This window comes from Arthrobacter sp. 260, assembly GCF_013116745.1.
GTDB lineage: Bacteria > Actinomycetota > Actinomycetes > Actinomycetales > Micrococcaceae > Arthrobacter_D.
The window spans coordinates 105714-118477 of the sequence record NZ_JABFOE010000011.1; the positions used below are offsets into that span (position 1 = coordinate 105714).

The window sequence follows — 12764 nt, forward strand, 5'->3', positions numbered from 1 at the left end:
ACAAAAGGATCGAAACCCCTGCCGAATCAACAGCTTCGGGAGGGTCAGTGGTGCCCCAGGTCAGACTCGAACTGACACTGAACAGATTTTAAGTCTGGTGCCTCTGCCATTGGGCTACTGGGGCGGTAACGGGCTGATCGTCCCCTCCAGAATACGTGATCCTCCAGTACCCCGGGGGAGCCACCGCGTGCTCACAGCCGTGAGAACGGATCGGCGTAGACAAACTCGCCGACAGGAATCGTGACGCCACCGATTGCCCGAACCATGAAGTAGTCGCCCCAGGCCGGGTCGGGGGCCGCAACCCCGAGCCCCGTCGCAGGCTGGAACCCAAACCGGTGATAGAACCCCGGATCGCCGAGCAACGCGATCGATGTCTCTCCGAGCGCCTCCGCCCGACGGAGTGACTCGACCATCAGCGCCGATCCCACTCCGTGCCCCTGGGATGCGGGCAGCACCCCGATGGGTCCCAACCCCAGGGAGGGTACCGCCCCGATCCGTGCCCTCGTCGTGATGACGTAGCCGACCACCACGTCGCACACCGTGGCAACCACCGAAAGATCCGGTACATAGTCTGCACCGGCCAGCAACTCACGGGTAAGACCCACTTCAACCGGCTCGGCGGAAGGGTCCGACGGAACCCGGAACGCAATGGCCAGCAGGCCGAAAATCTGTTGACGGTCGGCCGGGGTCTCCGAACGGATGGTGAGGCTCATACAACCAAAGCTAGCGGGTCGGGCTGCTGACCGTCAGTTCGAGTCCGCACCTCCCTCGCGCAGCGCACTGCGGCGAAGGAGTGGTTGCTCAGCGGAATCGGCTGGGTACACAACACCGGCGGGCCCAACGACAACGGCGGCACCTGCCCGGAAGGACACGTACCGCCGTCAACGCCACTCAGGGTGGGCTAGCTCTTCGCTGGTGCGCCGTAGGAGTCGGCTTTCGCCGCACCAGCACTGGCTGGTGCTTCAGCCTTCTTCGGCGGCGGGGTGGCCGCTTCACGGAACTGCCGCTTGGGCGTCTGCAGGTCCATCAGCTGGGTCGTGTCGCGCCCGAAGACGAAGCTCAGGATCCAGTTCGAAACCACCCGGAACTTCCGCTCGAACATCGGCATCGCCATGCCGTGGTAGCCACGGTGTGCCAACCAGGCCGGGAGTCCGCGCATCCCGAAGCCCATAATGTTGGCCACACCCTTGTACTGGCCGAATCCGGCCACTGCACCGAGGTTCTTGTGCTTGTATTCCTTGACCCGGCCGACGCCGTTGTTCTGCGCGTAGATGTTCTTCGCGAGCAACTTGGCCTGCCGGACTGCGTGCTGTGCGTTGGGAACGCAGAACCCGCCAACGCCTCCACCGGTGAGGTCGGGTACTGCTGCGACGTCGCCAGCGGTCCAGGCGCCGTCGATGGGCCCATCGTCGCCGGTGATCCGGAGTTCAGCGTTGGCACGCAGGCGGCCACGCTCGTCGATTGGGAAGTCCGAGGACCTGACCATCGGGTTGGCCTGTACGCCAGCCGTCCAGATCAGGGTGTCGGTCTCAAACTCGTCCGCTGGGGTCTTGTCAGGCATGTTGATCAGCTTCAGGCGCCCGTCGACGGCGCTGGCCAGCGAGGTGTTCAGCTTGACCTGGATCCCGCGGGACCGCAGGTGCGCGACCACCCAGACAGCCTGAGGTTCGGTGACCTCGGGCATGATCCTGCCCATGGCTTCCACCATGACGAACCGCAGGTCGGCGTGCTCCAGGCGGTCGTTCTTCTTCACGGCCGCCCGGGCCATGTCCTCGATCTCGGTGATGGTTTCGATTCCCGCGAACCCACCGCCGACGACGACGAACGTCAACGCGCGGTCACGCTCGGGACCTGCGTCCATCAGCGAACCGGTTTCGATCCGCTCGAGGACCTGGTTGCGCAGGGCTACCGCTTCCTCAATGGTCTTCAGGCCGATGCCCTGGTCCTTCAGACCGTCGATCGGGAAGGTCCTGGTGATGGAGCCGGCGGCCATGACGACGTCGCGGTAGGTGAGCTCGAAAGGCTCACCCCCATCGGCAGGCGCAATCATCGCCGTGCGGCGCGAGTGGTCGATGCCGGTGACCTTGCCGGTAATCAGCTCGGTCTGCTTCAGGTGCGTGCGGTGGGACACCACCGCGTGGCGGGCCTCAATGTTGCCGCCAGCCACCTCGGGGAGGAACGGCTGGTAGGTCATGTAGGGCAGCGGGTCCACCAGGGTGACGATGCCACCGTGGGATTTGACCTTCTTCTGTAGCTTGTGGGCGACGTAGAGACCTACGTAGCCGCCACCGACTACAAGAATGCGCGGACGATCGGAGAACTGTTGATTCAGTGCCATGCTTCGATGGTACCGGACTTTGTGAAAATCTTCACTAACTCTTGGTCGGACTAGATTCCTCGCCCCAGAAAGGCACAATCAGGGTCCGTCGTCGCTGGCGATCCCCTGAGACTTAGCCTCGGACTCTCCCTTCGCGCTGTCCAAGGCAGCACGCCGAGCCCGCAGGACGGCGACGGTGCCCCCGGTCAGGACGACGAGGATCAGGGCGCCGAAACCGAGCACGATTGCTGCGGGCAGACCGCCCGAGGTCCCAGTCACCTCTTCGGCGACTGGCACCGCGGGTTCGGGGATGTCGACGGGCGTGGGTTCGGTGGTGGGCTCCGCCGGTTCGGGAGGTGGCGCGGGTTCTCCCCTGCGGTAGATCTGGATGAACTCGGCCATACTCCCGAGAAGGTTCTCCTCGGGCACCGCGATGTCGGCGTTCACTGCCGCGGCGACGTCGAGGATCCCGTAGCCGTAGATGGTGTCGCGCTCCCCGCCGTCGTCGCCGGCGTCCCGTGCCGTCAGGAGAATCCTGTTGACCACCTGGGCGGCAGAGAGGTCAGGGTATTGGGACCGGATCAGTGCGGCAGTGCCTGCAACGAGAGGCGCTGCCCCCGAGCTGCCCGACCAGTCCGCGTAGACCCCTCCGGGCAGGGCACCCACGAGGTTCTCGGCGGGAGCGGCGACGCCGATGCTGATGCCTTCGGAGGACGATTCGCGGCTCGCTTCGCCGTCGCGGTCCAGACCGGCGACCGCGAGGACCCCCGGCATGGTCGCCGGAGCGCCGACCTGCATTGAGCCGCCAGCGCGGTTTCCGGCGGCAGCAACGATCACCACATCGTTTTCCTCGGCATAGAGGAAGGCGTCATCCCAGCTTTCCGGCCAGGTGGGCGAGGTGCTTCCCAGAGACATGTTGATCACCTGGGCGCCGTTGTCCACTGCCCACCGGACGGCGTCGGGAATCTGTTGGTCAATACTGATTCCAGCGGGGTTGGGGCCCTTGGTCGGACCCTCGATCCAGACCGAGACGGCTAGCAGGTCCGCCTGCGGCGCCACGCCGACGATCCCGTCGGAGCCGCGCCCATAGGTGTCTGGCCCGGTGGTCTCCACCGGTTCGGGTGACGGCGACTGGTCGCCCGGGGATTCGTCGTCGGCGGCGGATGGCGACGGGCTGGGAGGGGGATCGGGCAGGTGCCCGCGCCCGGCGAGCAGACTGGCGACCAGGGTGCCGTGCTCCGACACCTCGCCAATACCCAGCTGGCCATCCAGCTGTCCAGCACCCGAAACATCAGTTCCGCCCACCACAACGCCGTCGAGGTCGGGGTGCGATCCGTCGACGCCGCTGTCGATCACCGCAACGCGGACCCCCTCCCCCTGGGTGGTCTCCCACGCCTCGGTGATGCCGTAATCCTCCAGCCAGTACTCGCGCTCCCGCAGTTCATCGGCGTGAGCAGGGAACGCAGGCAGCAGCGCGGCTGCCAGTACCGCCCCGAGCAAACAGGCCGTTGACCGCAGCCGGACACTCAGTGGACCGCGAGAGGGAGTCACCAAGTTAGTTTCCTGAACTCTGGCTGAGGGCTATTCCGTCAAGGATGTCGTGTTCGCTGGCAATGGACGTCACCACCCTGCCTCCGGTCGCAACACCCAGATGCGCGGTGATGGTCCGCCAGATCAACGCTCCGGCACCGATCACGTCCACCCTGCCCGGGTGCATGTAGGGCAGCGCGGCCCGTTGGTCGCGGGTCATCTCCAGCAGCTCGGTGGCAGCCCGCGCCACGAGGGCCTGGTCCAGTTCGGCGCCGTGGATGTCGGCCGGAGAGTACTCGGGCAGGCGCAGGGCGTGCGCGGTGACCGTGGTGATGCTCCCCGCCACACCGATCAGACGGGTGACCCGATCGAACGGTACCCGGAGCGCTGCATCAGCGATGAGCCGCTGTACCTCGTTCTCCATGGTGGTGATTTCAGTGGTTGTCGGCGGATCCGAGGCAAGGTAACGCTCAGTGAACCGGACACACCCCATGTCCATGCTGATGGACGCTGCGACTCCGGCGGCAGTGCCAGCAACGAACTCGGTGCTGCCCCCGCCGAGGTCGACGACGAGCACCAGGGAATCCTCACCGGCCGAGGCCTCGGCGGGAAGAACGCTCAGCGCACCGTCGAAGGACAGCGCTGCCTCCTCCTCCCCGCTCACCACCTCGGGGTGTACTCCCAGCAGGTCATGGATCCCCGCCGCAAACTCGTCCCGGTTCGCTGCGTCCCGGGTTGCCGAGGTCGCCACGAAGCGGATCCGGTCAGCGCCGTGTAAGTCGATGAGTCCCGCGTACTCACGGGCGGCGGTGAAGGTCCGCTCCAGCGCGGCGTCGGAGAGCCTGCCGGTGGTGTCGACGCCTTCGCCCAGCCGGACCACCCGCATGACACGGACGACGTCGGTGAGGGTCCGGCCGTCGGCCACGTCGGCGATCAGGAGGCGGATCGAATTGGTTCCGCAGTCGATGGCGGCTGTCCGCATTATGGCTCCTCCGTGGTGGCGGTGGTTTCCGTCGCAGCGTCGGCAGCTGACCGGCGGTTCGCCCGCTTGATCTCCAGCTCCTCGGGGGTGAGCCCCTGGGTGCGGGTGTGCCGGCTGAGTTCGCGGTCGGGGGCCGACCCTGCCGTGTCCCAGGCGCCGGCGCAGTAGCACCGATCGCGGGTCCACCACTGGGCGATCCCGTCGAGCGCCTCATCACCGAGCGGATTGACCCCGGGACCGGCGGCCAGGGAGTGGCCGACCAGGACGTGAAGGCATTTCACCCGGGTGGGCATTCCGCCGGCTGAGACCCCGTCGATTTCGGGTACCGGTCCCGTCCCGGACCGCTCCCCGATGGCGTTCCTTACGCTCAGATAGTGTTCGTGGGCCTGCGCGTACTGCGCCGCCAGGACCGGATCCTGCTCCAACCGCTCGGTCATCTCAGCCATCAGACCCGACGCTTCAAGGCGCGAGACCGCAGCGGTGATCACCGGGTGGGTGAGGTAGTAGGTGGTGGGGAAAGGAATGCCGTTGGAGAGCCGCGGGGCGGTGGTCGCGACGAGCGGGTTTCCGCAGACGCAGCGTGCCCCGATCTCGACGACGTCCCGCACCGGACGGCCCAGCTGACGGCTGAGGGTGTCGAGGTCTGAGCTGGTCAGTTCAGTGCTGGGTGCGGAATCCATGACGGCCTACCTTTCGTGCGTGGAAGCAGTAAACGTGCGGTGAAGTGGGGACTCGGCGGCGGAATCGCCGGTGCTAGGAGTCGGTTGCCGACCGCTCAATTGAGTCCCAAAGGGCGTCGACCCAGGGCAGGTCCTGCGGGGCCTCGCCCGAGGAGCCGACGGCTTCCTCGCCGAGGATGCTGTCCCCCACCACGACGTAGCGGGTCTCGCCGGGCATCACCAGGAAGATCCGTTCGCGGGCCTGGGCCTTGATGTAGGCGGGGTCTTCCCAGCGGGCGAGCTGCCGTTCGGACTCAAGCTGGGATTGTTCAAGCGCTGCGATTTCGTCGCGCAGCGTATTGAGCTCACCCTGCTGGAGGAGGTAGGTCCGCACCGAGGGTGCAAGCAGCACGGTGATGGTGACCAGGACTACCGCCAGGGCGAGGAGCCTGCCGGAGAAGGATTTCGCGGGGATGGGTTTGGCGTCTTCGGCCGGCACGATCGCTGGCGCGTCACGCCGGAAGGGCTGCCGCGCCCGCCGGATGGCACCGGCGAGCTGCAACCGCTGCTGCGCCCTCGCCTCGGAGGGACTCAGCGGAGCGGATTCGGCGGTGTCTTGTTGAGCGAACCCTGGTTTAGCGGTGTCTGATTTAGCGGAGCTTGAGTTAGCGGTGCGTGATGCCGCGGAGCCAGGTTTAGGAGTGCGTGACTCGGCGGTATGTGATTCGGCGGAGCGGGGCCCAGCGGCGCCGCCAGCTCCCGCGTGGGGTACCGGTCCGCGCCCTGCGGGTCCCGCCGATTTACCGGCTGGACCCGCTGGGCGCGGGGCTGGTCGCATCGACCCGGAGGAGGCCGCCGCCGAGCCGGATCGCACGCCTGGACGGGCGCGCGGCCCACCCTCGTGGCTTTCCGGAGCTGGTGTCGCTGGCGCCTGAGGACCTGCACTGCGCGGCACCTTGGGGCGGCGGGTAGACATCAATACTCCTCTGGGTCCTCAATACACGTCACGGGCAGCCCGTGGGCAACCCTCTCTAATGAGGGTAGCCGCCGGGGCTGTGAACTAGGCCGTGAAACGCGGGAAGGCGGCCCGCCCTGCGTAACGTGCGGCGTCGTCGAGCTCCTCTTCGATCCGCAGGAGCTGATTGTACTTGGCCACCCGTTCGGACCGCGCGGGTGCACCGGTCTTGATCTGGCCGGCGTTGGTGGCGACACAAATGTCAGCGATCGTGGTGTCCTCGGTCTCGCCGGAGCGGTGCGAGGTGATGGTGGTGTAGCCGGAGCGCTGCGCCAGGGAGATCGCATCGAGGGTCTCGGTGAGCGTACCGATCTGGTTCACCTTGACCAGCAGCGAATTAGCCGTGTCGGCTTCGATGCCGCGGGCCAGGCGGACCGGGTTGGTGACGAAGAGGTCGTCACCGACGAGCTGGACCTTGGAGCCCACCTGCTCGGTCAGGGCCTTCCAGCCGTCCCAGTCCTCCTCGTCCAGGGGATCCTCGATGGACACCAGCGGGTAGTCGCGGACCAGTTCACCGTAGTAGGCGTTCATCTCCGTGGAGGACAGGGTCTTCCCCTCGAAGTGGTAGGCACCGTCGGTGTAGAACTCCGACGCGGCGACGTCGAGCGCCAGCGCAATATCCTTGCCAGGGGTGTAGCCGGCCCGCTGGATGGCGGTGGTGATCAGGTCCAGTGCGTCGCGGTTGGACGGCAGGTTAGGAGCGAAGCCGCCCTCGTCGCCGAGCCCGGTGGCCAGGCCCTTTTCCTTGAGCACCGACTTCAGCTCGTGGTAGACCTCGACGCCCCAGCGCAGACCCTCGGAGAAGGACTCGGCGCCGAGGGGCACGATCATGAATTCCTGGATGTCGACGTCGGAGTCGGCGTGGGAGCCACCGTTGAGAATGTTCATCAGCGGCACGGGAAGCACGTGCGCGTTGGGGCCACCGAGGTAGCGGTAGAGGGGCAGCGCCGAGGATTCGGAGGCGGCCCGGGCGACGGCGAGCGAGACGCCGAGCATGGCGTTGGCGCCAAGGCTGGACTTGTTCTCGGTGCCGTCGAGGTCGATCATGGCCTGGTCGATAGCCCGCTGGTCGGTGGCGTCGAAGCCGAGGAGAGCCGGCTGGATCTGCTCGATTACCGCTTCGACGGCCTGCAGGACACCCTTCCCGAGGTAGCGGTTCTTCTCGCCGTCGCGGCGTTCGTTCGCTTCGAAGGCACCGGTGGACGCGCCGGAGGGTACGGCTGCCCGGCCGAAGGTGTCGTCGTCGAGCAGGACCTCCACCTCGATGGTGGGGTTGCCGCGGGAATCAAGGATTTCACGTGCGTGGATGGCATCGATGATGGCCATGGGAATGCTCCTTTGGTCCTAGGGAAAAATTGCAGTCGGCCGGTCAGGGGTTGATCTGTCCGGGGGGTGGGGTCAGTGATGGGGTCGGTTCCAGCCTAGTGGAAACGTCGGCGGAAGCGCCGATCATGTCCTCGGCCTGCAGACTCCGTGACCGTGCCTGCAGCCGCAGCACAGCTGACCGCAGCGCGAGCTCAGGATCCAGTCCCGCAGCGGTGGACTGCTGCACCAGGGTCAGCAGCAAATCTCCCAGTTCGGCTTCGGTTTGCGGTGCGGGACCCGGCAAGGGTGTGGCGGGTTGGGGCAGACTCGCCGGCGCCCGGCGGAGGGTCTTCGCTGCGAGCGCCAGGGCAGGCAGCTGCCGCGGGATTCCATGGAAGGGATCTTCACGAAGCGGTTCCTCGGCCCGTTTGACCCGGTGCCAGGTCTCCACGATCGAGTCGGTGGTGGCGTCGAAGCTGTCCCGCAAGGATCCGTCGGCAGCGAAGACGTGCGGATTGCGGCGGATCATTTTCTCGGTCAGGGAGATGACGACGTCGTCCAGCCCGAAATGCCCCTGTTCGCGTTGCAGCTGCGCATGCAGGACCACCTGCATCAGGACGTCGCCGAGCTCACCGCGCAGTTCAGTGATCGTGTCCCCTGCCCCAGTTTCAGCCGCAGGAATGTCAGCCGCGGGAGCGCCCGGGAGCTCATCGAGGACGTCAACAAGCTCGTAGCATTCCTCCACCAGGTACTCGACCAGTGAGGAGTGGGTGAGCTGCGCCATCCAGGGGCAGTGTTCCCGTAGCTGGGCCACCACAGCCACCAGCCGGTCCAGCGGGTGCTGGGATCCGGCTGGGGCGCGGCGGGACTCCGGCTCAGCCATCGGCGTGGATGTAGCCTTCGGTGACGTAGGCTGCCAGTGCCTCCCGGTCCTCGAGGGGCAGGAACGCTGCGTCGACGGCGTTGAGAGTGAGCTCCAGCAGGTCGTCGAGGTCGTAGTCGAACGTCTCGCTGAGGAGCTCGAACTCGTCGGTGAGGGTGACGCCGCTCATCAGGCGGTTGTCGGTGTTCACGGTGACTTTGAATCCGAGCTGGAACAGCAGGTCGATGGGGTGGCTGGCGATGTCGCCGCCGAACGCGGCGACGGCGCCGGTCTGGAGGTTCGAGGACGGGCACACCTCGAGGACGATGCCGCGGTCACGGACCCAGGAGGCCACCTGTCCGAGGGTGACGACGCCCAGCTCCGGCTCTTCGCTGTCGGCGTCGTAGGCGATCTCGATGTCTTCGGCGATCCGGACACCGTGGCCCAGGCGCAGTGCGTGGCCATGCACCAGTGCATCGACAATGCTGTCCAAACCAGCGGCCTCGCCAGCGTGAACGGTGGCGGGGAACTGGTGCTCGGCCAGGTAAGTAAAGGCGTCCTTGAACCGGGAGGGCAGGAAACCATCCTCGGCACCGGCGATGTCGAAGCCGACGGCGCCCTTGTCGCGGTGCCGGATAGCCAGTTCGGCGATCTCCTGGCCCCGGTCGGCGTGGCGCATCGCAGTGATCAGCTGACCGACCTGGATGGCCCGTCCGCTGGCAACTATTGAATCCACCGCCTCGTCGAGGCCCTGCTGGACAGCTTCGACTGCTTCGTCGAGGCTCAGGCCCTTGGCGGTGTGCTGCTCCGGGGCCCAGCGGACCTCGCCGTAGACGACGCCGTCGTCGGCCAGGTCCTCGACGAACTCGCGGGCCACCCGGATCAGACCCTCGCGGGTCTGCATGACCGCGATGGTGTGGTCGAAGGTTTCCAGGTAGCGGACCAGTGAACCGGAGTCAGCTGATTCGCGGAACCATTCGCCCAGCGCCACCGGATCGGTGGAGGGCAGCTGGTGCCCCACCGCTTCGGCGAGCTCGATGATGGTGGACGGGCGCAGGCCCCCGTCGAGGTGGTCGTGCAGGGAAACTTTGGGAAGGCTCCGCAGGTCGAAGGAAAGGTCGGTCGCTGGGGAGATGATTGGCTCAGTCACCCCACTCACCTTACGCGAGGTGCGGTGTGCGCACCTAGCGCCGTCCGGCCACCGCCGGGTGGCACAGTGTGATGCACTTCGGCGATTGCTACTGGCTATCCGAGTGGACTTTCGTCGGTTCGGGGCGCAGCGGGGTGGAGCCGCGGACCGCAGCGATGATGCGGTCGAGGATGATTCCGAGGATGACAGCAATCCCGATGGCCACCATCACACCCAGCAGGTGGTTGTGCTCGAACCATGACCCCGCGACGACGCCGATTCCCACCGAGTAGCTGGACCAGACAACCGCCGAGAGCCCGGTCAGGGCAACGAAGCTCCTTCGTGAGTATCCGGTGGCCCCAGCGGTGAGGTTGACAGCGACGCGTCCGATTGGAATGAACCGTGCCACCATGATCAGCGACGCTGCCCGTTTCTGCAGTTCGTGACCGGCCCAGCCGAAGGACCGCTGCATGCGGGCGGTGCGCATCCAGCGGAACCGTTTGGTGCCGATCGCCCGCCCCATCACATACGCAATGTTGTCCCCGATGAACGCTCCGAGACCCGCCGCAGTGATCAGCAGCCAGGGGTTGGGGACGCCCTGGGTCAGGACCAGCGAGGCCAGGCCCACCACCACCGACTCGCTGGGAAACGGGGGAAAGAACCCGTCGACGGTGCAGCAGATGAAGACCAGCAGGTAGACCCAGGGCTGTTCGGCGGTGCTGAGGATGAAGGTGCTGGCCGCATTCATGACCTGGACAAGCGCTTCCACCCCGACCCACCGCCTTCCTGACACTCGTTGACTCACCGACATTCACCACGATGCCATCCGACACCTGGCGCCACCATGGGTGGATGCCCTGACCGGACCCCTGAGTCGACCCCGGTCCCGGCTCACACGTGATCAATGCTGAGACGTGGCGCCGGGGTGTAGCAACGGGAAGTAGCAGCGGGGTGTAGCAACGGGGTGCGGTGGATGATTCAACGGTAATGTGCCGATACCGGCTGCCGCGTCGACCGTTCGACTGATCTTCGACCCTTCGGTCTCCTCCCGTGGGTGGATGGGAGGAGACTTAAGGGCGCCAGATGCGGAGCCTAGGCGATGCGGTCCAGGATAAGCTGCGCGTCGGGGCGCGACCCTTCGGGGGCGATGACGACGGCGCCCTCGAGCGCCTCCCGCGCCCGGTCAAACTTCTCGGGGGTGTCGGTCAGCAGTGTCATCAGTGGCTCGCCGGCGCGGACGAGGGCGCCTGGCTTGGCGTGCATCCGGACTCCCGCTCCCGCCTGCACCACGTCTTCCTTGCGGGCCCGCCCGGCGCCGAGGCGCCAGGCGGCGACGCCGACCGCCAGGGCGTCGAGTTCCACGAGTACACCATCGGAGGGGGCGTAGATGGTCTCGGATTCCCGCGCGACCGGAAGTTCTGCGCGGGGATCGCCGCCCTGGGCTTCGATCATTGAGTTCCAGACATCCATGGCACGGCCGTCCTTCAGCGCGGCGGCCGGATCCGCATCGCGCACACCAGCGCAGGCGAGCATCTCCTCGGCCAACCGGACGGTCAGTTCCACTACGTCCTCGGGCCCGCCTCCGGCGAGTACCTCGACCGACTCCTGGACCTCGATGGCGTTGCCGGCGGTGAGGCCCAGTGGGGTTGCCATGTTGGTGAGCAGTGCGACGGTGTTGACGCCGGCGTCCTGGCCCAGCGCCACCATGGTGCGGGCCAGCTCCCGGGCCTGATCGAGGTTCTTCATGAACGCTCCGCTGCCCACCTTCACGTCGAGCACCAGCGAACCGGTGCCCTCGGCGATTTTCTTGCTCATGATGGAGGAGGCGATCAGCGGAATGGCCTCGACGGTCCCGGTCACGTCCCGGAGCGCGTAGAGCTTCTTGTCGGCGGGGGCCAGTCCCGCGCCGGCTGCGCAGATGACGGCGCCGACGTCGGCCAGCTGGCGCATCATCTCGTCGTTGCTCAGGTCCGCGCGCCAGCCGGAGATGGATTCCAGCTTGTCCAGGGTGCCACCGGTGTGGCCCAGCCCCCGGCCGGACAGCTGCGGGACAGCCACGCCGAAGACCGCCACCAGGGGTGCCAGGGGCAGCGTGATCTTGTCGCCTACTCCCCCGGTCGAGTGCTTGTCACTGGTGGCCTTGCCCAGCGAGGAGAAATCCATCCGCTCGCCCGAGGCGATCATCGCCGTCGTCCAGCGACTGATCTCGGTGCGGTCCATCCCGTTCAGGAGGATGGCCATATTGAGGGCCGCCATCTGCTCGTCGGCGATGGCGCCGCGGGTGTAGGCGTCGATGGTCCAGTCGATTTGCTCCGGGCTGAGGGTGCCTTTGTCCCTTTTGATGCGGATGATGTCGACGGCGTCGAACTGCTCAGACATGGGTGCGGGTGTCCTTTACTTCTGGTGGTGCTTCGGAAACGCGGCATGTGACCGCTGTGTAAGTTTCGGGTGCTGTGTCAGTTCCAGCTGCTGTGTAAGTTTCGGGTGCTGTGTCAGTTCCAGCTGTAGGGCAGGCCAGGGCCGGCCCGGTTCAGGAGAGGTGCTCGGGGCCGAACGCGTCGGGCAGGACCTCGTCCATGGTCTTGATGCCGCTGACCGTCAGGAGCTGCATGCCGGGGGCACGGAACTCGTAGAGCAGCTGGCGGCACCGGCCACACGGCATCAGGGTGTTGCCGTTGCCGTCGACGCAGCTGAACGCGACGAGCTTTCCGCCACCGGTCATCTGGAGCTGGCTTACCAGCGAGCATTCAGCGCACAGGGTCAGCCCGTAGGAGGCGTTCTCCACGTTGCACCCTGAAACCATGCGTCCGTCGTCGGTCAGCGCTGCGGCACCGACGGGGAACTTCGAATACGGCACGTAGGCCCGGCGCATGGCCTCCGTCGCTGCAGCGGTCAGCATCTCCCAGGGGATTTCCTCGGTGGGGATCCCTGACCCGGGGTCCTCGGCTGTGGTGTTCTCGGTCAT

The 12764-nt window shown here is 66.5% G+C and carries 12 protein-coding genes and 1 tRNA gene; all 13 read right to left on the reverse strand.

The genetic code is table 11. From position 1 onward, the window contains the following. Positions 1-48: 48 nt before the first annotated feature. The 13 genes from HMI57_RS13230 to HMI57_RS13290 all read right to left on the reverse strand — a co-directional run bounded on the left by HMI57_RS13230 (position 49) and on the right by HMI57_RS13290 (position 12764). Positions 49-124, reverse strand: a tRNA-Leu gene (locus HMI57_RS13230). Positions 125-191: 67 nt separating this feature from the next. Next, a complete protein-coding gene (locus tag HMI57_RS13235; RefSeq protein WP_171586478.1) occupies positions 192-713 on the reverse strand; it encodes an N-acetyltransferase in 522 nt (173 codons plus the stop codon). Positions 714-901: 188 nt separating this feature from the next. Continuing rightward, a complete protein-coding gene (locus HMI57_RS13240) occupies positions 902-2338 on the reverse strand; it encodes an FAD-dependent oxidoreductase (protein ID WP_171586479.1) in 1437 nt (478 codons plus the stop codon). Positions 2339-2416: 78 nt separating this feature from the next. Further along, positions 2417-3817, reverse strand: a complete 1401-nt coding sequence (locus HMI57_RS13245; protein ID WP_228721116.1) for a S8 family serine peptidase — start codon at positions 3815-3817, stop codon at positions 2417-2419. A gap of 55 nt (positions 3818-3872) precedes the next feature. Further along, positions 3873-4832 (reverse strand): Ppx/GppA phosphatase family protein, encoded by a 960-nt coding sequence (locus tag HMI57_RS13250; RefSeq protein ID WP_346655211.1) that lies wholly within the window; start codon positions 4830-4832, stop codon positions 3873-3875. Continuing rightward, positions 4829-5509: a DUF501 domain-containing protein gene (locus HMI57_RS13255; RefSeq protein WP_171586481.1), complete on the reverse strand. Its 681-nt coding sequence runs from the start codon at positions 5507-5509 to the stop codon at positions 4829-4831. The genes HMI57_RS13250 and HMI57_RS13255 overlap by 4 nt, the downstream gene beginning before the upstream one ends. A 73-nt stretch (positions 5510-5582) precedes the next feature. Next, positions 5583-6464, reverse strand: coding sequence for a septum formation initiator family protein (locus HMI57_RS19150; protein ID WP_228721105.1), 882 nt, complete (start codon positions 6462-6464; stop codon positions 5583-5585). Between the two features lie 84 nt (positions 6465-6548). Beyond that, positions 6549-7829, reverse strand: a complete 1281-nt coding sequence (gene eno, locus HMI57_RS13265; RefSeq protein ID WP_171586482.1) for a phosphopyruvate hydratase — start codon at positions 7827-7829, stop codon at positions 6549-6551. Positions 7830-7872: 43 nt separating this feature from the next. Next, a complete protein-coding gene (locus tag HMI57_RS13270; protein WP_171586483.1) occupies positions 7873-8691 on the reverse strand; it encodes a MazG nucleotide pyrophosphohydrolase domain-containing protein in 819 nt (272 codons plus the stop codon). Continuing rightward, positions 8684-9820 carry an adenosine deaminase gene (locus HMI57_RS13275; RefSeq protein WP_171586484.1) on the reverse strand — a complete coding sequence of 379 codons (1137 nt, stop codon included), beginning with the start codon at positions 9818-9820 and terminating at the stop codon, positions 8684-8686. Before HMI57_RS13275 ends, HMI57_RS13270 begins: the two co-directional genes overlap by 8 nt. A gap of 88 nt (positions 9821-9908) precedes the next feature. Continuing rightward, a complete protein-coding gene (locus HMI57_RS13280; protein ID WP_171586527.1) occupies positions 9909-10547 on the reverse strand; it encodes a DedA family protein in 639 nt (212 codons plus the stop codon). 344 nt (positions 10548-10891) lie between these two features. Further along, positions 10892-12178, reverse strand: coding sequence for a thymidine phosphorylase (locus HMI57_RS13285; RefSeq protein ID WP_171586485.1), 1287 nt, complete (start codon positions 12176-12178; stop codon positions 10892-10894). Between the two features lie 151 nt (positions 12179-12329). Beyond that, positions 12330-12764, reverse strand: a complete 435-nt coding sequence (locus tag HMI57_RS13290) for a cytidine deaminase (RefSeq protein ID WP_267313547.1) — start codon at positions 12762-12764, stop codon at positions 12330-12332.

Excerpts from the sequence above, each read along its gene's own strand:
- HMI57_RS13270 (WP_171586483.1), bottom strand. The coding sequence starts at position 8,691 with ATGGCTGAGCCGGAGTCCCGCCGCGCCCCAGCCGGATCCCAGCACCCG.
- HMI57_RS13290 (WP_267313547.1), bottom strand. The coding sequence starts at position 12,764 with ATGACCGAGAACACCACAGCCGAGGACCCCGGGTCAGGGATCCCCACC.
- eno (WP_171586482.1), bottom strand. The coding sequence starts at position 7,829 with ATGGCCATCATCGATGCCATCCACGCACGTGAAATCCTTGATTCCCGC.
- HMI57_RS13235 (WP_171586478.1), bottom strand. The coding sequence starts at position 713 with ATGAGCCTCACCATCCGTTCGGAGACCCCGGCCGACCGTCAACAGATT.
- HMI57_RS13255 (WP_171586481.1), bottom strand. The coding sequence starts at position 5,509 with ATGGATTCCGCACCCAGCACTGAACTGACCAGCTCAGACCTCGACACC.
- HMI57_RS13280 (WP_171586527.1), bottom strand. The coding sequence starts at position 10,547 with ATGAATGCGGCCAGCACCTTCATCCTCAGCACCGCCGAACAGCCCTGG.
- HMI57_RS13240 (WP_171586479.1), bottom strand. The coding sequence starts at position 2,338 with ATGGCACTGAATCAACAGTTCTCCGATCGTCCGCGCATTCTTGTAGTC.
- HMI57_RS13285 (WP_171586485.1), bottom strand. The coding sequence starts at position 12,178 with ATGTCTGAGCAGTTCGACGCCGTCGACATCATCCGCATCAAAAGGGAC.
- HMI57_RS19150 (WP_228721105.1), bottom strand. The coding sequence starts at position 6,464 with ATGTCTACCCGCCGCCCCAAGGTGCCGCGCAGTGCAGGTCCTCAGGCG.